Origin of the sequence: Nonomuraea sp. WAC 01424 (assembly GCF_003947315.1) — a bacterium.
GTDB classification, from domain to species: Bacteria; Actinomycetota; Actinomycetes; order Streptosporangiales; family Streptosporangiaceae; genus Nonomuraea; species Nonomuraea spiralis.
In genome coordinates this window covers 718921-738426 of sequence record NZ_QHHZ01000002.1, presented here as the reverse complement: position 1 = coordinate 738426, position 19506 = coordinate 718921, and the positions used below count along the sequence as shown (strand labels likewise).

Genomic DNA, 19506 nt, shown 5'->3' with positions numbered 1-19506 from the left:
TCCTCAGAGTTCACTGACCTGCCTTTCGATGGAGTCCAAGTATCCGGCCAGCGCGACGAGCCCGGCGTCGTCGGCCGGCGGCGGGCCGTAGAGCGCGGCCCCGATCCCCTGAGGGTCGTCGGCGATCCGCGCGGCGAGGGCCGCGACCAGCTCGTGCGGCCCGGCGCCCTGGGCCAGGCCCAGCCGGGGCGTGAGCCGGTCGATCGTGCCGGCGCGCAGCGAGTCCGCGGCCCGCTGCCTGGCCCGCCTGGCACGGTAGAGCCTGCCCCGGCCCTCGACCGTCTCGGCCGCGCGTACGACGACGGGCAGCTTCTCGATCACGACCGGCCCCAGGCGGCGGCCACGCCAGAACGCGACGAGCGCCACGGTGAGGCAGGCCATCAGGATCGCCCAGGGGACGCTGTCGGGCATCAGGTCGTACATCGACTTGCCCTCGGAGCCGGGCAGGTCGAGCGGGGGCGGGGTCTCCGGGCGTACCAGCCAGGTGACGGGCCTGCCGGTGCCGATCAGGTTGAGGGCGAGCGCCGCGTTGCCGTCCTCGGGCAGGCGCAGGTTGGTCATGAACTCGCCGTCGCCGACGACCGTGGTGGTGGCGCCGGCGGCCGTACGGTAGCTGACCAGCGAGTACCCCTCGCCCGCCGGGTAGCAGGAGGCCGCGCCCTGCGGGCCGTTCAGCACCAGGCCGCCGACGTACGCGCTGCCGGCCCGCGTCGCCGCGGGCAGCCCGCACAGCGGGTCGCGGGAGCGTACGCGCGACGGCTCACGCCGGGTGCGCGCCTCGGGGGCCAGTACGCCGAGCCCGGGGAGGTCGCCCACGATCAGCCGGTCGCCGGGGATCTGGGCGAGCTGGTGCTCGTCGGCGTACGTCGTGTCGGTGATCAGCAGCAGCCGGTCGCCGGAGGCGGCCTCGCCGGCGGCCGCCTCGACCGAGTCGACCCGGTCGACCTGGACGCCCCGGGCGCGCAGCAACTCCGCGAGCGCCTTCGAGCCGGCGAGCGAGGTGTCGGCGGGGTCGAGGTGGCGCGAGGGCCCGCGCTGCGGGCTGAGCAGCACCCCGGCCACGGCCAGCAGCACGATGACCAGGCCGAGCAGGACGATCACGCGGCTCGCCCGCCAGGTCGAGCGGGCGGTGGGGGAGGCCGGGGCCGAGCCGCCGCCGGTGGCCTGCGGCGCCGGTGCGATCACGCTCATGACGGCCCCCCTGCCACGGCCAGCGGGACCGGCCGCGCCTGGCGCAGCCGGTCGTCCAGCCCGCTCATGGCCTGGTACGCGGCCTGCGTGCCGGGCACGCCCCCGTAGCTGACGTCGTCGAACGAACGGGCGGCGGCGGCCAGCTCGGCGGCGAAGCCGGGCAGCGCCGCGCCCGCCTCGGCGGCCAGTTCGTCGGCCGTGCGGCCGGGCATGCCGTCGACCAGCGCGCGTTCCTCCAGGTCGCGGGCGATGGCCCGGAGCCGTTCGCGGATGGCCTCCGACCAGTCGCCCTCGGCGGCCAGGCGCTCGGCGGCCCGGCGGTGCGCGGCGGCGTCGAGGACGCGCTCGCCGTAGAGGCCGCCGGCGGCCATGGCGTTCCTGCGCGCGGCTCCGCGCAGCCGCCAGGCGACCAGGGCGATCACGCCGAGGATGATCAGCGTGATCACGACGGCCGCGATGACGCCGCCGGTCGAGCCGCCGCCGGTGACCGCGTCCGTCAGATCGCCGACGAACTGGTTGAAACGCCGGTAGAGCTGGTCGAACAGGGATTCCTTCTCGTATCCGGGCTTGAGGAGCTCCTCGGCCGCTCTGCGGGCCGCCTCCTCCCGGTCGACCGGGTTCACGACCTGGCTCACGACCTGGCTGAGTTGGACGGGTGCCAGAGCTCGTCGGCGGAGGCGTGCACCCATCCCTGGCGCTGCTGCTCGATCGCCGCCGTCTGGAGCACGAGGTCGAACGCCTCCCCGCGCATGCGCCGGTCGGCGTAGAGCAGGCCGGAGACGCCGGCCTGGAAGGGGTAGGAGAACATCGCGCTCAGCGTGCCGCCGACGGCGATGAACGCGGCCGCGACCACCGCCGAGCCCGGCGAGCCGCCGCCGAGCATGCCGATCAGCGTCCCGCCGAACGAGAACGGCACCGACAACACCCCCGACACCACGCCGACCAGCAGCGACGTCAGCAGCAGGATGCCGAGCACCCGCCAGAAGTCACCGGTCACCAGGTGCCAGGACCGCCGCATCGCGTCGATCGGCCCCCGTCCCTCCAGTACCACGGCGGGCGCGGCGAACGCGAACCGCGTGGTGATGAACAGGTAGTACGGGACGAACGCCAGGAGGAACAGGACCACCACGCCGAGGATCAGACCGGCGCCGTCGGCGGAGTTGACGCTCATCGCGAGCGCGGCCACGACCAGCACGAGGACGGCCAGGGGCACGATCATCATGACGGCCATCAGCCCGATGACCCCGAACAGCGCCGGGAGCCGGCCCTTGCTGAGGTGCCAGGCCTCGGCCGCGGTGATGTTGCCGCCGAAGACGGCCCGGCCGAGGATGCGGGTCAGCACGCCGGTCAGCACCGTGACCACGACGAACTGGATCACGTACGAGACGATCATGCCGCCGTACTGGGCGATGAGGCCGTAGAAGCTGTTGAGGCTCGCGGAGGCGCTCTCCGGGTCCTCCAGCATGTTGCCCATCGACCCGAACAGGATCGCCTGTCCCACGGCCAGCGGCACCGCGCTGAGCAGGGCGGCGACGGCCGACAGGCCCAGCACGGCCTTGGGGTTGGACCTGATCAGCTTGATCGTGCCGTCGAGGATGTCGCCGAGCCCCAGCGGGCGCAGCGGGATGATGCCGGGCCGCAGCGCGGGCGGCGGCATGTAGCCGTAGCCGGGCGGCTGATGGCCGGGCGGCGGGTGCCCCGGGCCGGGCTGTGGGTAGCCGGACTGTGGGTAGCCGGACTGGGGGTAGGGTTGCTGAGGCCCCGGCGGGCCGTAGGGCGGCGGCTGGGGGGCTTCGCCCTGCGGCTCGTACGGTTGGCCGTACGGCGCCTGCGGGGGCGAGCCCGGCGCGGTCCACGGGGAAGCCTGCGGGGCGCTGTAGGGCGGGGGCTGTTCGGCAGACCAGCCTGGGGGCGTCTCGGGCGTGCGTCCGTGACCGTCTGACATATCCCAATCCTGGCACGCTGGGCGGGTGGCTGGTGTCACCGAGGCGATTCCCCGACTCATCTTGCCCGCATTTATCGGCGAAACGGGGCAAGGTTGGCATCCGGGGATGGCCGAAAGTCGCTCTGTTACCGCAGACTGAGATTGTGGTTGCGGGGGGAACCTAAAATTCACCTTTCGTAGGGCTCATGTCCCACACATGGGCCGACCAAGGGTAACCTTCAGCGATCGTGCGGGTATGTCCCACAATGCGTAGAACGAATGAGGGGCCATGAAAGGTCGCGTGCTGGTCGTCGACGACGACGCCGCTCTCGCCGAGATGCTCGGCATCGTGTTGCGCGGAGAAGGCTTCGAGCCGTCCTTCGTCTCCGACGGCGACAAGGCCCTCGACGCGTTCCGGGATACACGCCCGGACCTGGTGCTGCTCGACCTGATGCTGCCGGGTGCGGACGGCATCGACGTCGCGCGCAGGATCAGGGCGGAGTCGGGGGTTCCGATCGTGATGCTCACCGCCAAGAGCGACACGATCGACGTCGTGCTCGGGCTGGAGTCCGGGGCCGACGACTACATCGTCAAGCCGTTCAAGCCGAAGGAGCTCGTGGCGCGGGTTCGGGCGCGGCTGCGCCGTACCGATGAGCCGACGCCCGAGATCCTGCAGATCGGCGACATCACCATCGACGTGGCGGGCCACTCGGTCAAGCGCGGCGAGGAGACCATCAACCTCACGCCGCTCGAGTTCGACCTGCTCGTCGCCCTGGCCCGCAAGCCGCGCCAGGTGTTCACCCGCGAGGTCCTGCTGGAGCAGGTCTGGGGCTACCGGCACGCGGCCGACACCCGGCTGGTCAACGTGCACGTGCAGCGCCTCCGCGCCAAGATCGAGAAGGACCCCGAACACCCCGAGATCGTGGTGACGGTCCGCGGCGTGGGCTACAAAGCCGGCCCCGCCTAGCCTTCGCCCCGCCCCGCCATGCCCCCGACCAAGAAGAAGCCCCACCGACGGTCGATCCGCCAGATTCTCGGCGGCGCCCGCCGGCGGGTGCGGCGTGCGGCGGGCCGGGTGCGCAGCGTGTGGCGGCGCTCGCTCCAGCTCCAGGTGGTCACCAGCACCCTGGTGATCTCCGTGACCGTCGTGGTCGTGCTCGGCACGTTCCTGTCCGACGAGATCAACAGGTCCGTGGTCGAGAGCAGTCAGCAGTCCTCGCTCAACGAGGCGTACGCCGACCGGCTGCAGATCGCCGACGCGCTGATCCCGCCCGCCGACGACCAGGGCAAGGCCCCCGACGCCGACCAGAAGGTCAACCCGCTCGACGAGGTCATGAACACCGTCACCGGGTCGGGCGAGGACGGCTCCAAGAAGCGCTACGACGTCCTCATACTCAACGAGGCCACGCCCGGCATGTCGCGGGCCTCGGGCCGGGTCGTGCAGGCCGACGTGCCCGCCTCGCTGCGGCAACGCCTGCAGAGGTACATGAACCGGGCCGAGTACGGCAAGACCGAGGCGCAGATCGACTCGGTCAGGTTCGACGGCCAGAGCCAGGCCACGCTGACGTACGTGGTCGGCGGGGTCGTGCACGAGCCCCTGACCGGCGAGGACTACCAGGTCTACCACTTCTTCCCGTTCAGCGAGGAAGAGGAGCTGCTGTCCAACGTCCGGCTCGCCATCGTCGTGGTGGGGCTCGGGCTCGTCCTGCTGCTGGCCGCCATCGCCTACCTGGTCGCCCGCCAGGTCGTCACGCCCGTACGGCTGGCCCGCCAGGCCGCCGAGCGCCTGGCCGCCGGCAAACTGGACGAACGCCTCAAGGTACGCGGCGAGGACGACCTCGCCCGCCTGGCGAACTCGTTCAACGAGATGGCCGCCAACCTGGCGCTCAAGATCCATCAGCTTGAGGAGCTGTCGCAGGTCCAGCGCCAGTTCGTCTCCGACGTCTCCCACGAGCTGCGCACGCCGCTGACCACCGTCCGCATGGCCGCCGACCTGCTCTACGACGCCCGCGAGGACTTCGACCCCATGGCCGCCCGTTCGGCCGAGCTGATGCAGGCCCAGCTCGAACGGTTCGAGTCGATGCTGGCCGACCTGCTGGAGATCAGCCGCTACGACGCCGGGGCCGCCACGCTCGACGTCGACTCCGTGGACATGCGCGACGTCGTCCACCGGGCCATCGCCGACTCCGAGGCGCTGGCCGAGCGCCATGCCACCCGCTTCGACATCCGCCTGCCGCACGAGCCGTGCATGGTCGAGGTCGACAACCGCCGCGTCGAGCGCATCCTGCGCAACCTGCTGTTCAACGCCATCGAGCACGGCGAGGGCCGGGAGATCGTGGTGACCGTGGGGGCCGACCGCGACGCCGTGGCGGTCGCCGTACGCGACCACGGGATCGGGCTCAAGCCGGGCGAGGAGACGATGGTGTTCGACCGGTTCTGGCGGGCCGACCCGTCCAGGGCCAGGACCATCGGCGGCACCGGGCTCGGCCTGGCCATCTCCCGCGAGGACGCCGTGCTGCACGGCGGCTGGCTCCAGGCGTGGGGGCAGCCGGGCGAGGGCTCGCAGTTCCGCCTCACGCTGCCCCGGCTGGCCGGGGCCGACCTCAAGGGCTCGCCGCTGTCGCTGGTGCCGCCCGAGATCGAGATGCGGCGCACCTGGCGCAGCCACATGACGCCGGTGCTGCTCCCGGCCTCGGGGGACGGAGGCGGCCATGACGAGGACTAGACGGGTCGGAGCCGCGGGCGCCCTGGCCGCGGCCGTGGCCTGCGCGGGCTCGGGCTGCACGGTGATCCCGGTGAGCGGGCCGTACACGGTGAGCGACACCGGGGGCGGCGACCCGCTGAACAAGCCGTTCCAGCGCATGATCGCCATCCCGCCGCGCGACGACTGGGACCCCGAGCTGCTCATCAAGGGGCTCCAGGCGGCCATGGCGGCCTACCCCGACGACCCGACCGTGCTGGCCGGGTACCTGACGCCCAAGGCCCAGGCCAAGTGGAAGCCGGCCGGGCCGGTGACGGTGATCGAGGACGCGTACCAGGTGGAGTACCCGGGGGAGGGCGACGCCAACGAGACGTACGGGCTGAAGGGCAAGCAGGTCGCCCGCATCGACCCGGACGACGCGTACGTGCCGCTCTCGGGCAACGCGCCGGAGCGGCTGTTCGTGCTGAAGAAGGACGCCCGGGGCGTCTACCGGGTGGACGACCTGCCGGACGGGCTGCTGCTCACCAAGTCCGACGTGGCGCGGGCGTACCGGCTGACCAATCTCTACTACCTCAACAACGCCCGCGAGCGGCTGGTCGTCGACCGGGTGTGCCTGCGGCTCAAGCCGACCGAGAGCTTCGCGCAGACCATCGTCAAGCGGCTGCTCAAGGGGCCGAGCAGCGCGTTGCGCGGCGCCGTGGGCACCGTGTTCCCGGAGGGCACCGAGGTCGAGTCGGTCGGCACCGGCGAGGACCGCGTCGTGATCAACTTCTCGGGCCCGCTGCTGCCGCTCGACCTCGGTGAGAAGGCCGCCCTGGTGGCGCAGCTCAGGTACAGCCTGACCAACAACAAGGTCGCCAACAGCCGTACCATCGAGGTGCAGATCGAGGGCGAGCAGTACTGGACCGAGCCGCCCAACCCCGAGACCCACTGGCTGGACAACGGCGGCAACACGCCGTACTACACCAGCAAGGGCTCCGTGCACGTCATGAGCAACGAGGGCGCGGGCGTCGCCGTGTCAGGGCCGGCGGGGGAGACGAACTCCGACTTCAAGGCGTTCGCGCTGTCCTCGCAGCAGGCCGGCGCGATCGTCGCGGCCAAGACGTCCACCGGCATCTCGATCGCGAGCCTCACCCCCGAGGGGCGCTGGCAGCAGGTCATCGAGGGCGCCGACCTCACCGCCCCCACCTGGCGCCGCGACGGCTCGCTGTGGACGTTCGACCAGCACAACAAGGTGGTGCTGCGGTTCGACCCCAACGGCGGCCGGGGCCCCGAGCGCGTCTCCGCGCCCGGCCTCGACGGCCTCGACGTCACCGCGTTCAAGATCGCCCGGGACGGCGTGCGGGTGGCCCTGCGCACCGGCAAGAACACCGTGCAGCTCGGCGCCCTCAGTGAGGGGCTCAACGGGCCCATGCTCGGCAACCTCCACACGCTGACCTCGACGGAGGTCGAGTACAAGATCGAGGACATCGCCTGGGAGGACGACGAGCACCTGCTGGTGCTCATCCAGAGCACGGCGGGGCGGATCCTCAACGAGATCGACATCGGCGACGGCGAGACGATCGGGATCCCGCTGAAGGATCGGCTGGAGCGGGTGACGGCGCTGAACGGGCGCGTGCTGGCGGAGGCCAACACCGACAAGGGGCCCAAGATCATCGAGCTGAACCCGGACCGGCAGGGCTGGACCAGCAAAATCGAACCCAACGCCAAAAACCCCTTCTTCCCCCTGGGCTGACCCCTCCGGCCCCCGGCCCCCGACCGCGGAATTGTCGGTGGGGGCGGGCATGCTGGGCGGCGTGTTGGGGGCCGTGCTCGATGTGTTTCTGCCGCAGTCCTGCGTGGGCTGCGGGCGTGCCGGCGCGCGGTGCTGCGCCGGGTGTGCGGCCGAGATGGCCGCCGCCCCGGCGCGGCGGCTGCCGAGGCCGAGCCCGCCCGGCCTGCCCGACTGCTGGTCGGCCACGTCGTACGAGCGCGCGGCGCGCAGGGCGATCCTGGCCTACAAGGAGCGCGGCGCGGTGGCGCTGGCGGGCGTGCTGGCGCAGGTCCTGGCGTTCACCGTGCTCACCGCCCTGGCGGGGACGGGCGGCGGGTGGGCGCGCGGGCCGTTCGCCGTCGTTCCGGTGCCGAGCGCGAAGCGGGCCTCGCGGGGCAGGGGCCACGACCCCATGGGCCGCCTGGCCGGGCTCGTCACCCGCCATCTCGCCGCCGCGGGCTTACCCGCCGAGCCGTGGACGGCGCTGAGCCAGGCGCGGCGCGTGTCCGACCAGGCGGGCCTGAGCTCCACGCAGCGCGTCGCGAACCTCGCCGGGTCCCTCTGTGTCCCGAGGAGCGTGAAAAGCCCTCCAGCGCCGTCTGTGCTGCTTCTGGACGACATCGTCACGACTGGCGCCTCGCTCGCCGAAGCCGCCCGTGCACTCCGCGCTGCCGGCGTACGGGTGCCGCTGGCGGTGACCGTCGCCGCGACACGCCGAAGATCTTGAAACGCTTGTCATCACTCTGGGTAAAGAAAGATCCAATTCTCGTGTCCGTCATGAGGGCTCGATGTCTCTTCGGGGGAAGAAGAAGCAGAGCAGCTCAGGTTGGCGGAAGGCGCGTGGCCGCAGGGGTTGCCGACAGGTCGTTACGACATCCTCCAGACGTCCGAAACCCCGAAAAGATCACGGTACGTGATCCTTTGGTCGATCCCCCGGCTGACATTCGCGCAGGATGCGGATAGCGTTCTGACATGGCACCCGTTCGGGTCCGTGGTTGCGCAGGGCCGGTGTCCCCGGCTCTGCTAGCCGATGCCAGCCGCAGGCTAAACGGTCCACGTAAGGCGACTCTTTGTCGACCGATCACGGTGCGGCTTAGGGGTAAGTCCTGCCTTCCCGAGGGTCCAGATGTCCCTCGTCAGAAGAGAAGGGCAGTAGTGGCAACAGAGCTGCGAAACCCTCAGCAGGCGAATGTGGGGTCGAAGACCAGGTCGGCCGGGCGGGTGCCACCCGAGATCCCGGTGACGTCGTGGCGGAAGAGGGTAACGGTGACAGAGAGGCAGACAGAAGACCCCGCTCGGCACGTACAAAGTCGGGCGCTCTTGCTCAGTCGTTAGCGAAGGGGGGCTGTTGCATGGACATCATCGTCAAGGGTCGGCACACAGGAGTGAGTGACCGGTTCCGAGACCAAGTGACGACCAAGCTGGCCAGGATCGAACGTCTGGACAACAAACTCATCCGAGTCGATGTGGAGGTGTCGAAGGAACGCAACCCTCGCCTCGCCGATCAGCGCGAGCGCGTCGAGCTCACCATTCACTCGCGAGGCCCGGCCATCCGCGCCGAAGCCTCGGCCGACGACCGATTCGTAGCCCTCGACATCGCCCTCGACAAGCTGGAAGGCCGTCTGCGGCGGCTGGCCGACCGGCGCAAGGTCCATCACGGCAATCACGTCCCGCCCTCGGTGGCGGAGATCACCGCGACGCTCGCTGACGTCGCCGGCCGGCCGTCCCGGGAGAAGAAATCCGTCCCGGAGCCGGCCGAGTCCTACGAGGACCTGCCGGTGCAGGACGACGACATCGTCCCGATCGAGATGGACGGCGAGGGCCCACTCGTCGTACGGGAGAAGTTCCACAAAGCGGAGCCGATGACCATCGACCAGGCCATGCTGGAAATGGAACTGGTCGGCCACGACTTCTACCTGTTCCGTGACAAAGAGAGCGGCCTGCCGAGCGTCGTCTACAACCGGCGCGGGTACAACTACGGCGTGTTGCGGCTCGTAGAGCCCTGATCGCGCCCTAAAAGATCTTCTCGACCACCCGAGGACCGCCGTATACGTGCCATCATGGCGGTCCGACGGCTCTGGCCCCCCGACGAGGAGGACACGTGAGCGAGCTCAGTCAGGTGCAGATGAGCGAGCGAAGCGAGGGTACTGACGGGCGAACCGCCACGCGGACAGCCGCTGCGGCCCCGACCGGGCGTGACAGTGGAGCGGCCGTCCGATGAGCAGGTTTCCCGTGAGCAAGGCAGGCGCAAGGCGGACCGAGGAGGGCTCGTGACCGAGTCCGGCGAGGTCCGTACGGCAGAGAGCGAGCCGATCCGCGTGCTGATCGTTGACGATCACGAGCTGATCAGGCGCAGCCTGGCGTTGACGCTGGCCGCGGAGCCCGACATCGAGGTGGTCGGTGAGGCGAGCGACGGGCAGGAGGCGGTCGAACTGGCCGATCGCCTCATGCCCGACGTCGCTCTGATGGACGTACGCATGCCCAGACAGGACGGGATCGAGGCCACCAAGGCCATCAAGGTCTCCGTCCCGAGCACCCGCATCATCATGCTGACGGTGAGCGACGAGGAAGAGGATCTCTTCGAGGCCATCAAGGCCGGCGCCACCGGCTACCTGCTGAAGGACGTGCAGATCAACGACGTCCCGGCCGCGGTGCGCGGCGTGCACGAGGGGCAGTCGTTAATCAACCCGGCGATGGCCGCCAAGCTCATCAGCGAGTTCGCGAACATGAGCCGCAAGGAGGCCGAACGCCCGCCGCAGCTCCCGGTGCCCCGGCTGACCGACCGCGAGATGGAGGTCCTGCGCCTGGTCGCCAAGGGCATGAACAACCGCGAGATCGCCAAGCAGCTCTTCATCTCCGAGAACACGGTCAAGAACCACGTCCGCAACATCCTCGACAAACTGCAACTGCATTCGCGCATGGAAGCAGTGGTGTACGCAGTCCGGGAACGCATGCTGGAAATCACCTGACCCACCCCGCCCCCCTGCGCCCACCAGCACCACCTGCCCACCAGCGCCACCCCGCCCCCGGCCAGCGCCTTGTGCCGCGATCCGGCGTCACGCGCTACTACCCGGGGTTACGCGCCACCACCCGGGCGCCCCCGCCGCCCCACCGACCCGTCGGCCCCAACTCCAGGTAGGGATGCCGACCCCTGGCCTCCAGGCTTGTTCCCCGGGCGATGGTCACTCGGCGCGGTTCGCGGTAAGGCGGGGAGCGCGGACGCTCGCACGGCGCCGACGGCGTCGCTGCCTCACTCCCCGCCTGGGACCGCGGACGCTTCGCGCAGCGCCGGTGGCGCAGTTGCCCTCAGAGCCGGGGGTACTGCCTCTCCCAGTGCTAGGGACTTCGTGATGCTCAGTGCCTTGGCGGCCAGGGCGGGGGGCTGGGGGCTGTGGTTACGGGGATGTGGTCAGGTGGTGGGCCAGTTCTGGGGGGTCGGTGCGTTCGACGCGTACGGCGTCGCAGCCCACCCATTCGGCCGCCGACCACAGGGCGTCGCGCAGGGCGTCGGCCCACTTGGCGGGGGACAGGCCCGGCTCCAGGTGGACCTGGCGGGCGACGAGGGTGGTGCCCTCGCGGGCCGGGTCGACCCGGCCGATCAGGCGGCCCCCGGACAGCACGGGCATCGTGAAGTAGCCGTGGACGCGCTTCTCCTTGGGCACGTAAAGCTCAAGCTGGTACTTGAAGCCGAAGACACGCTCGGTGCGGCCGCGATGCCAGATCAGGGAGTCGAACGGCGACAGCAGCGTCGTGCGGTGACGGCCGCGCGGCTCGGACTCGAGGGCCTGCGGGTCGGCCCAGGCGTTGGCGTGGCCCTTCTTGGCGGGCCAGCCCGCCACCTTGACCGGTACGAGCCCGGCGGCGCCGCTGAGCAGGGCCTCGTCGAGCATCGCCGCGAACTGGCCCCTGAGCCGCAGGAAGTCGAGAAGGTCGGTACGGTTGGCCACCCCGAGCGACCGGCCGGCGATGGCGGCCAGCAGGACGATGCACTCCTCGTCGGTCAGGTCGTCGGCCAGCAGGTCGGCGGGGACCACGCGCTCGGTCAGGTCGTAGACGCGCCGCCAGCCGACCCGGCGCACGCAGGCGATCTCACCGATGTCCAGCAGCCACTCCAGCCCGATCTTGGAGTCGGACCAGTCCCACCACGGGCCGCCGTTCTTGGCGCCGCCGACGTCGGACGTCGTGAGCGGGCCCGCGTCGCGCACCTGCTGCAGCAGCTTGTCGACGCTGTCGGGGACCTCGTGCCAGCGGTAGCGCCTGTTGCGGAACGCGCGACGGCGGAAGGAGTAGAGCGGCCAGTGCTCGATGGGGAGGATGCAGGCCGCGTGACACCAGTACTCGAAGCTCTGGGAGGGATCGTGCCAGTAGGAGCGCTCGATCTCGGGCCTGCCGACCGCGCCGAGGCGGGCGTAGGCGACCAGCTCGTGGGAGCGGGCCAGGACGGAGATCGTGTCGAGCTGTACGGCGCCGAGCCGGCGCAGCATGCCGCGCACCCCGCCCTTGCGCGCGTCGGCGCCGATGAGGCCCTGGGCACGCAGAATGACCCGGCGCGCCTCGTCGGCGGTCAGGTCGGTCACGTTCGTCATACGGGGAACCCCAGGGGGCGGTGGGGGACGGTAGGGCTATCCATGGGGGAAATTTAGCGGTGCCCACCGACAGAATCGCTCCGGCCGAGGTTGCGGCAGGGCCGGGGCCGACACGCCGATGTCGCGGGGTTGGGGAATTCGATGCCCAGAACGGGAGCCCGGTTCACGGAGCGCGTACGGACGGCGTGCGAAGGACGTACGAAAGGGCCGTGGGAACAGGAACGGCGGGCGCCCGGTGCCGGGGCCCGCCGTCTGTGGGGACGGTCAGCGGTGGTCTTCGGCGTGCATGCCGACCCGGGGCGCGTCGATCACCACGTCCGTGAAGATGTCGAAGACGAGGGCGAGGATGCCGCCGACGACGAACACACCGGCGCCGACCCAGACGAGAGTCCAGTTGTCGGCCGTCAGCCCGAAGCCGGACACGATGGTGCCCACCACCATGACCGTCACGGCCAGCCACGAGGAGGCTCGCCCGCCGTGGTTGCCGAGATTCTCCGCGTGCTCGGACTTCTTCCCCTCAACCATGACTAAATCCTTCCTTTGCCGGATATCCCGCAATTGGTGCGAACCGGCGCTCAACCGGCATACCCTCTGCCTTGACCCCATTCTCCCAGACGTGTCCGGCGCCCTCGTCGTCACGGTGGCTGTGTCTGGTTGCGGAACCGCCTACGATGGCAACCGGGGAAGTTTGTCTCGGCCTCTCCTCCTGGCGGCGCCGCCGGGGTAGACCTGCGAGGAGCTTTACATAAAGTGGCAGCCATTCTCGACAAGATCCTACGTGCCGGCGAAGGCAAGACTCTCCGCAAGCTCAAGCGGATCGCCGATCAGGTCAACTCCATCGAGGACGACTTCACGAGCCTGTCCGACGCGGAGTTGCGTGCGCTGACCGACGAGTTCAAGCAGCGCTACGCCGACGGCGAGAGCCTCGACGACCTGCTTCCCGAGGCGTTCGCGACCGTGCGTGAGGCGGCCCGGCGCGTGCTCGGCCAGCGGCACTTCGACGTGCAGATCATGGGCGGGGCCAACCTGCACATGGGCAACATCTCCGAAATGAAGACGGGTGAGGGCAAGACCCTGACCTGTACGCTGCCGGCTTACCTCAACGCGCTGGCGGGCAACGGCGTCCACGTCATCACCGTCAACGACTACCTGGTCAAGGTCGGCGCCGAGAACATGGGCCGCGTCTACCGGTTCCTGGGCATGGAAGTCGGCATGATCCTCTCCGGTCAGGCACCGGACGAGCGGCGCAAGCAGTACGAAGCGGACATCACGTACGGCACCAACAACGAGTTCGGCTTCGACTACCTCCGCGACAACATGGCGTGGTCGCTGGAGGAGTGCGTCCAGCGTGGTCACCACTTCGCCATCGTCGACGAGGTCGACTCGATCCTCATCGACGAGGCCCGCACGCCGCTGATCATCTCCGGCCCCGGCGAGCAGTCGGGCAAGTGGTACAGCGAGTTCGCCAAGATCGTTCCCAGGCTCCGCAAGGGCGTCGAGGCGAAGAACCCGGGCGAGGAGAGCACCGGCGACTACATCGTCGACGAGAAGAAGCGCACGGTCGGCGTCCTGGAGGCCGGCGTCGAGAAGGTCGAGGACTGGCTCGGCATCGACAACCTCTACAAGCCCGAGCACACCCACCTGGTCGGCTTCCTGAACAACGCGCTCAAGGCGAAAGAGCTGTTCAAGAAGGACAAGGACTACATCGTCTCCGACGGCGAGGTGCTCATCGTCGACGAGTTCACCGGCCGCGTGCTGCACGGCCGGCGCTACAACGAGGGCATGCACCAGGCCATCGAGGCCAAAGAAGGCGTGAAGATCAAGGACGAGAACCAGACTCTCGCCACGGTCACCCTCCAGAACTACTTCCGCCTCTACGCCAAGCTGTCGGGCATGACCGGTACGGCGGTCACCGAGGCCAACGAGTTCCACCAGACGTACAAGCTCGGCGTGGTCCCGATCCCGACCAACCGGCCGATGGTCCGCAAGGACCAGGCCGACGTGGTCTACAAGACCGAGGACGCCAAGTTCAACGCGGTGGTCGAGGACATCAAGGAGCGCCACGAGGCCGGGCAGCCGGTCCTCGTCGGCACGACCTCGGTGGAGAAGTCCGAGCGGCTGTCCAAGGCGCTCAAGCGCCGCGGTGTGGTGCACGAGGTGCTCAACGCGAAGAACCACGCGCGTGAGGCGGCGATCGTCGCCGAGGCGGGCCGCAAGGGCGCCGTCACCGTCGCCACGAACATGGCCGGTCGAGGCACCGACATCATGCTCGGCGGCAACTCCGAGTTCCGCGCCGACCTCGAGCTGCGCCAGCGCGGCCTCGACCCGGTCGAGACGCCGGAGGAGTACGAGAAGGCCTACCCCGAGGCGCTGGAGAAGGCCAGGGCGGCCGTCAAGGCCGAGCACGACGAGGTCACCCAGCTCGGCGGCCTCTACGTGCTGGGCACCGAGCGCCACGAGTCGCGCCGCATCGACAACCAGCTCCGCGGCCGTTCCGGCCGTCAGGGCGACCCCGGTGAGTCGCGCTTCTACCTCTCGCTCGGCGACGACCTCATGCGCCTGTTCAACGCGGCCAGGGTCGAGATGATCATGAACAGGCTGAGCATCCCCGACGACCAGCCGATCGAGTCGGGCATCGTCTCCAAGGCCATCGCCTCCGCCCAGCACCAGGTCGAGCAGCAGAACTTCGAGATCCGCAAGGAAGTTCTGAAGTACGACGAGGTCATGAACCGGCAGCGCAAGGTGATCTACTCCGAGCGCCGTCGGGTGCTGGAGGGCGCCGACCTGCACGAGCAGGTGCGCGGCTTCGTCGGCGACGTGATCGACGGTTACGTCGCGGGCGCCACCTCCGACGGCTTCGCCGAGGAGTGGGACCTCGACAAGCTGTGGAAGGCGTTCGGCGAGCTCTACCCGGTCTCGGTCCGGATCGACGACCTGGTCGAGGAGGTCGGCAGCCGCGAGGAGCTGACGGCCGAGATCATCTCCGAGAAGATCAAGGCCGACGCGCTGGAGGCGTACGCCAGGCGCGAGGAGCAGCTCGGGGCCGAGGCCACGCGCAACTTCGAGCGCCAGGTCATCCTGTCGGTGCTCGACCGCAAGTGGCGCGAGCACCTCTACGAGATGGACTACCTGCGCGAGGGCATCGGCATGCGGGCCTACGCGCAGAAGGACCCGCAGATCGAGTACCAGCGCGAGGGCTTCGAGATGTTCGCCGCGATGCTTGAGGGCATCAAGGAGGACTCGGTCGGCTTCCTGTTCAACCTTGAGGTCGAGGTTCAGGAGAACCCGATCGTCGAGGAGGAGGACGCGGCGGTCACCGAGACCCGGTCGATCATCTCCAGCGCCCTGCGCGGGCCGCAGCGGCCGGCTGAGCTCGAATACTCCGCTCCGGGCGAGCAGGGCGACGTCGAGCACACGCGGGTGCGTACGACGTCGGCCGAGCGGGCCGCGTACGGCAACGTCGAGCGCAACGCGCCCTGCCCGTGCGGGTCGGGCAAGAAGTACAAGCGCTGCCACGGCGACCCGAAGAACGCCGTCTGACACGCTGAGGCGAGATCTGAACGGGCCCCCGTCCCCTGCGAAGGCAGGAGGCGGGGGCTCCGGCGGCACCGGGCCGACGGCGGGCTCGGTGCCGGGGCTCTCCGGTCCCGGCGACCGGTGAGGACCTGGAGCCCCGGGCGGGCCCTTCGGGGCGGTCAGGGGAGTGGGGAGTCGAGGGGTTCGCGGCCGGGGGTGGGGATGTCGAGGCGGCGGATCAGGTACGCGAAGATCACGTAATAGAGCACGAAATAGAACAGGCCGAAGCCGATGATCAGGCCGAGTTCATGAGTGTTGGATTTGCTGGCGTTCAGCAGCATGTCTATGGCCCCGCCGGAGAAGGTGAACCCGAGACGGGCGCCCAATTCCGCCATCAGGGCCATCGACACACCCGTCAGTACGGCGTGCACCACGAAAAGCACGGGCGCCACGAAAATGAAGGCGAATTCCAGCGGCTCGGTTATCCCGGTGATGAAAGCCGTCAGGCCCGCCGACAACATGATGCCGCCCACGGACTCGCGCCGTTCCGGCGGCGCCGCCCGCCACATGGCGATGGCCGCCCCGAGCAGGCCGAACATCATGACGGGGAAGAAGCCGGTCATGAAGATCCCGGCTCCCTGCTCGCCGGCGAAGTAGCAGTTGAGGTCGCCGGCGGCGTTCCGGGTGGCGCCGTCCACGCCCGCGTGGCACTCCGGCAGGGTGAACCAGACGATGGTGTTGAGGAAGTGGTGCAGGCCCACGGGGATCAGCAGGCGGTTGGCCACCCCGTAGATGCCGGTGCCCGCGGTGCCGTGGGCGGACAGCCAGTCGCCCACGGTGGACAACCAGTCGCCGACCGGCCGCCAGGCCAGCCCGAAGACGACGCCGAGGAGCAGCGCGGCGACCGCGGTGATGATCGGCACCGAGCGGCGTCCGCCGAAGAAGGCCAGCCACGGGGGCGGCTTGAGCCGGTAGAAGCGCTGCCAGAGCAGCGCCGCGGTGATGCCGATGACGATGCCGCCGAGCACGCCCGTGGGGTTCTGGGCGCCCAGGTTGAGCATGGGCCCGCCGGGGGTGGCGATGACGACCTTGTCGTAGACGGCGCCGTGCCCGGCGTCGAAGAAGAGCGTACGGCTGACGCGGTCGAACACCAGGTAGCCGACCAGGGCGGCGAGGGCCGTGGAGCCGTCGGCCTTGCGTGCGAACCCGATGGCCACGCCGATCGCGAACAGGAGCGGCAGGTTGTCGAACAGGGCGCCGCCGGCCGCGGCCAGGACGCCGGCGACGGGCAGCAACCAGGGGAACAGGCCGCCGAGGCCGTCCGCGCCGAGCAGGTCGTCCTGGCCGAAGCGGAAGAGCAGACCCGCGGCGGGCAGTACGGCGATGGGCATCATGAGCGAGCGGCCGATGCGCTGCAACACCGCGAACGTCGCCGGCCAGGGCGACGCGCCCATGGCCCCCACCCCCGCTCGATGATCCGTCGGCGGGGGAATGCCAGGTTCCTACCACGGCGTGGACCTGGGAAAACGGGTGCTAGGTCTCGCCGGAGTCGAGGTCGGGCTCGGGTTCGCGGCCCGGCGTCATGATGTTGAACCTGCGGATGAGGAAGGTGAACACGACGTAGTAGACGACGCCGTAGATCACGCCGAGCAGCAGGATGCCCGGCAGATTCTGGGTGTTGGACTTGCTGACGTTCAGCAGCATGTCGAGCAGGCCGGCGGAGAAGCCGAAGCCGAGCTGCCCGCCGATGAGCGTGGTCAGGGCCATCGCCAGGCCGGTCAGTACGGCGTGCGCGACCAGCAGCGCGGGCGCGACGAAGATGAACGCGAACTCGATCGGCTCGGTGATGCCGGTGACGAACGAGGCCAGCCCGGCCGAGAGCATGATGCCGCCCACCGTGGCTCGCCGGTGCGGGGGCGCGGCCCGCCACATGGCCAGGGCGGCGGCCGGCAGGGCGAACATCATGACGGGGAAGAAGCCGGCCATGAACTGGCCGGAGTGCGGCGCGCCGCCGAAGTAGCAGTTCCAGTCGCCGCCCAGCACGTGGCCGCCCACCTCGCACTGCGGCACGACGTACCAGACGACCGAGTTCACGAAGTGGTGCAGGCCGAGGGGGATGAGCAGGCGGTTGATCAGGCCGTAGATGCCGGTGCCGATGGGACCGAGGGCGGCCAGGGCCTCGCCGGCGTGGCGGATCCACTCGCCGAGGACCGGCCAGAGCCAGCCGAACAGCACACCGAGGAGCAGCGCGACGATGGAGGTGATGATCGGCACGAACCGGCGCCCGCCGAAGAACGCCAGCCACGACGGCAGCTTGATGCGGTGGAAACGCTGCCACAGCAGGGCGGTGACCAGGCCCATCACGATGCCGCCGAGCACCTTGGTGGGGTTCTGCATGCCGTAGTTGATGACCTCTTTGATGCCCTGGTCCTGGACCTGGCGCATGGCCACGGTGTCCCGGATGTCCGAGCCGAAGAACATCACCTTGGTCACCCGGTCGAACACCAGGTAACCGACGACGGCCGCGAGCGCCGTGCTGCCGTCGGCCTTGCGGGCGAAGCCGATGGCCACGCCCACCGCGAACAGCAGCGGCAGGTTCTGGAACAGCGCGTCCCCGGCCGCGGCCAGCACCTCGGCGACCTGGCCCATCCACGTGAACCCGGGCACGTCGGCCAGACCGCCGGGGGCGGGGCCGTTGGAGCCCAGCATGTCGGGCTGGCCGAACCGGGAGAGCAGCGCGGCCGCGGGCAGGGCCGCGATGGGCAACATCAGCGAGCGGCCCAGCCGCTGGAGCACGTTCATCACGCGTGCGAACGGCGAAGGGCGGGCGGCGGTGGTCTCGTTCACCGGTCGTTCCTCCGGGGGGTGGGAGTCGGGCGTCCGCCGGACATGCCCTCGGACGCAGCCGTCCGGGCCCGACGGAGCGACCCTAGCCCCGTCTAACGGGCATTTCGAGGATGGTCCGCAGTTGATACCGGTCAGCGCGGTAGGTGGACACGCCGAGCTCCGCGCAGACGCCGCCGGAGAAGGACCGGCGCTGGAGCAGCAGCACGGCGCCGCCGCGTGGCAGCTTCAGCAGGTCGGCGTCGCTCGGGTCGGCGATGCCGCCGTCGATGGTGAGCTCGCCGGCGTCCATGACCAGCCCGTAACGGCTCTCCAGTAGCTCGTACAGCGATTTATCCGACAAGTCGTAATCGGCAAGGTCGGGGGCGAGCTTGACCGGGATGTGCGCCCGTTCGATGGACAGCGGCTCGCCGTCGGCCGTACGCAGGCGCTCGATGAAGTGCACTTCCTCGCCCGGCTGGATCCCCACCTCCTTGGCCAGGTGGGCGCTGGCCCGTACGATGCGGCGATCGAGGTCGCGCGAGCCCGGGATCATCCCGCGCGCCCTCATGTCGTCGGTGAACGAGGTGAGCTGCAGCGCCAGCTCGATCTTGGGCCGGGCCACGAACGTGCCCTTGCCCGGTACGCGGTGCAGGCGGCCCTCGGAGACCAGGTGGTCCACGGCCTGCCGTACGGTCATCCTGGACAGGCCGAACCGCTGGCACAGCTCACGCTCGGACGGGATCGCCGCGCCGATGCTGAGCTCGTTGCTGTCAATGAGGTCCAGCAGGATCTCGCGAAGCTGGAAGTACTTGGGCACCGGGCTATCCGGATCGATGTGCGCCACGGATCCTCCCCTCGATCGGCAAAGAAGAAATCTGTGTCTGGTGGTGCGGCAGTCTATGGGCAGATTTCTTGTTTGATGGCCATGGGCTATGGTTCGTACTGGTCTAGTCCGGACTAGACCACATGTCGCGAAAGACGGTCAAGTCCGAACCGTATGAATCGAGGG

At 69.7% G+C, this 19506-nt stretch carries 15 protein-coding genes; 7 read left to right on the top strand and 8 right to left on the bottom strand.

Translation table 11 applies throughout. From position 1 onward, the window contains the following. Positions 1-3 precede the first annotated feature (3 nt). From DMB42_RS08725 to DMB42_RS08715, 3 genes are read right to left on the bottom strand one after another with little or no spacing between them, the layout of a single operon-like run. Positions 4-1191: a DUF4350 domain-containing protein gene (locus tag DMB42_RS08725; protein WP_185844528.1), complete on the bottom strand. Its 1188-nt coding sequence runs from the start codon at positions 1189-1191 to the stop codon at positions 4-6. Beyond that, entirely contained in the window at positions 1188-1826 is a 639-nt protein-coding gene (locus DMB42_RS08720; protein WP_260477568.1) for a DUF4129 domain-containing protein, read from the bottom strand. Before DMB42_RS08720 ends, DMB42_RS08725 begins: the two co-directional genes overlap by 4 nt. Next, the gene (locus DMB42_RS08715) at positions 1823-3136 is read right to left on the bottom strand and encodes a glycerophosphoryl diester phosphodiesterase membrane domain-containing protein (protein WP_125632362.1); all 1314 of its coding nucleotides are present in this window, start codon (positions 3134-3136) and stop codon (positions 1823-1825) included. Before DMB42_RS08715 ends, DMB42_RS08720 begins: the two co-directional genes overlap by 4 nt. Before the next feature lie 268 nt (positions 3137-3404). Between DMB42_RS08715 and mtrA the strand changes: the two genes are divergently transcribed. From mtrA to DMB42_RS08685, 6 genes are all read left to right on the top strand, one after another. Further along, positions 3405-4082: an MtrAB system response regulator MtrA gene (gene mtrA / locus DMB42_RS08710; RefSeq protein ID WP_043620615.1), complete on the top strand. Its 678-nt coding sequence runs from the start codon at positions 3405-3407 to the stop codon at positions 4080-4082. 18 nt (positions 4083-4100) lie between these two features. Then, positions 4101-5840 (top strand): MtrAB system histidine kinase MtrB, encoded by a 1740-nt coding sequence (mtrB, locus tag DMB42_RS08705; protein ID WP_125632360.1) that lies wholly within the window; start codon positions 4101-4103, stop codon positions 5838-5840. Continuing rightward, positions 5827-7551, top strand: a complete 1725-nt coding sequence (locus DMB42_RS08700; RefSeq protein ID WP_125632358.1) for an LpqB family beta-propeller domain-containing protein — start codon at positions 5827-5829, stop codon at positions 7549-7551. Before mtrB ends, DMB42_RS08700 begins: the two co-directional genes overlap by 14 nt. A 73-nt stretch (positions 7552-7624) precedes the next feature. After that, the gene (locus DMB42_RS08695) at positions 7625-8296 is read left to right on the top strand and encodes a ComF family protein (protein ID WP_260477567.1); all 672 of its coding nucleotides are present in this window, start codon (positions 7625-7627) and stop codon (positions 8294-8296) included. 625 nt (positions 8297-8921) lie between these two features. Further along, on the top strand, positions 8922-9575 hold the full coding sequence (gene hpf / locus DMB42_RS08690) for a ribosome hibernation-promoting factor, HPF/YfiA family (protein WP_125632356.1): 654 nt from the start codon (positions 8922-8924) through the stop codon (positions 9573-9575). 264 nt (positions 9576-9839) lie between these two features. Continuing rightward, the gene (locus DMB42_RS08685) at positions 9840-10538 is read left to right on the top strand and encodes a response regulator transcription factor (RefSeq protein WP_125632354.1); all 699 of its coding nucleotides are present in this window, start codon (positions 9840-9842) and stop codon (positions 10536-10538) included. 426 nt (positions 10539-10964) lie between these two features. Here the strand turns inward: DMB42_RS08685 and DMB42_RS08675 are convergent, their stop codons facing one another. Further along, entirely contained in the window at positions 10965-12155 is a 1191-nt protein-coding gene (locus DMB42_RS08675) for a winged helix-turn-helix domain-containing protein (RefSeq protein ID WP_125632352.1), read from the bottom strand. 264 nt (positions 12156-12419) lie between these two features. Then, entirely contained in the window at positions 12420-12680 is a 261-nt protein-coding gene (locus tag DMB42_RS08670) for an HGxxPAAW family protein (RefSeq protein ID WP_125632350.1), read from the bottom strand. Positions 12681-12905: 225 nt separating this feature from the next. Between DMB42_RS08670 and secA the strand changes: the two genes are divergently transcribed. After that, a complete protein-coding gene (gene secA, locus DMB42_RS08665) occupies positions 12906-15695 on the top strand; it encodes a preprotein translocase subunit SecA (RefSeq protein ID WP_125632348.1) in 2790 nt (929 codons plus the stop codon). A gap of 155 nt (positions 15696-15850) precedes the next feature. Here secA and DMB42_RS08660 read toward each other — a convergent pair whose 3' ends face one another. The 3 genes from DMB42_RS08660 to DMB42_RS08650 all read right to left on the bottom strand — a co-directional run bounded on the left by DMB42_RS08660 (position 15851) and on the right by DMB42_RS08650 (position 19341). Next, positions 15851-17125, bottom strand: a complete 1275-nt coding sequence (locus DMB42_RS08660) for a PTS transporter subunit EIIC (protein ID WP_125632346.1) — start codon at positions 17123-17125, stop codon at positions 15851-15853. A 79-nt stretch (positions 17126-17204) separates the two neighbouring features. Then, positions 17205-18518 carry a PTS transporter subunit EIIC gene (locus tag DMB42_RS08655; RefSeq protein ID WP_125632344.1) on the bottom strand — a complete coding sequence of 438 codons (1314 nt, stop codon included), beginning with the start codon at positions 18516-18518 and terminating at the stop codon, positions 17205-17207. 82 nt (positions 18519-18600) lie between these two features. After that, positions 18601-19341: a GntR family transcriptional regulator gene (locus DMB42_RS08650; protein WP_125632342.1), complete on the bottom strand. Its 741-nt coding sequence runs from the start codon at positions 19339-19341 to the stop codon at positions 18601-18603. Positions 19342-19506 lie beyond the last annotated feature (165 nt).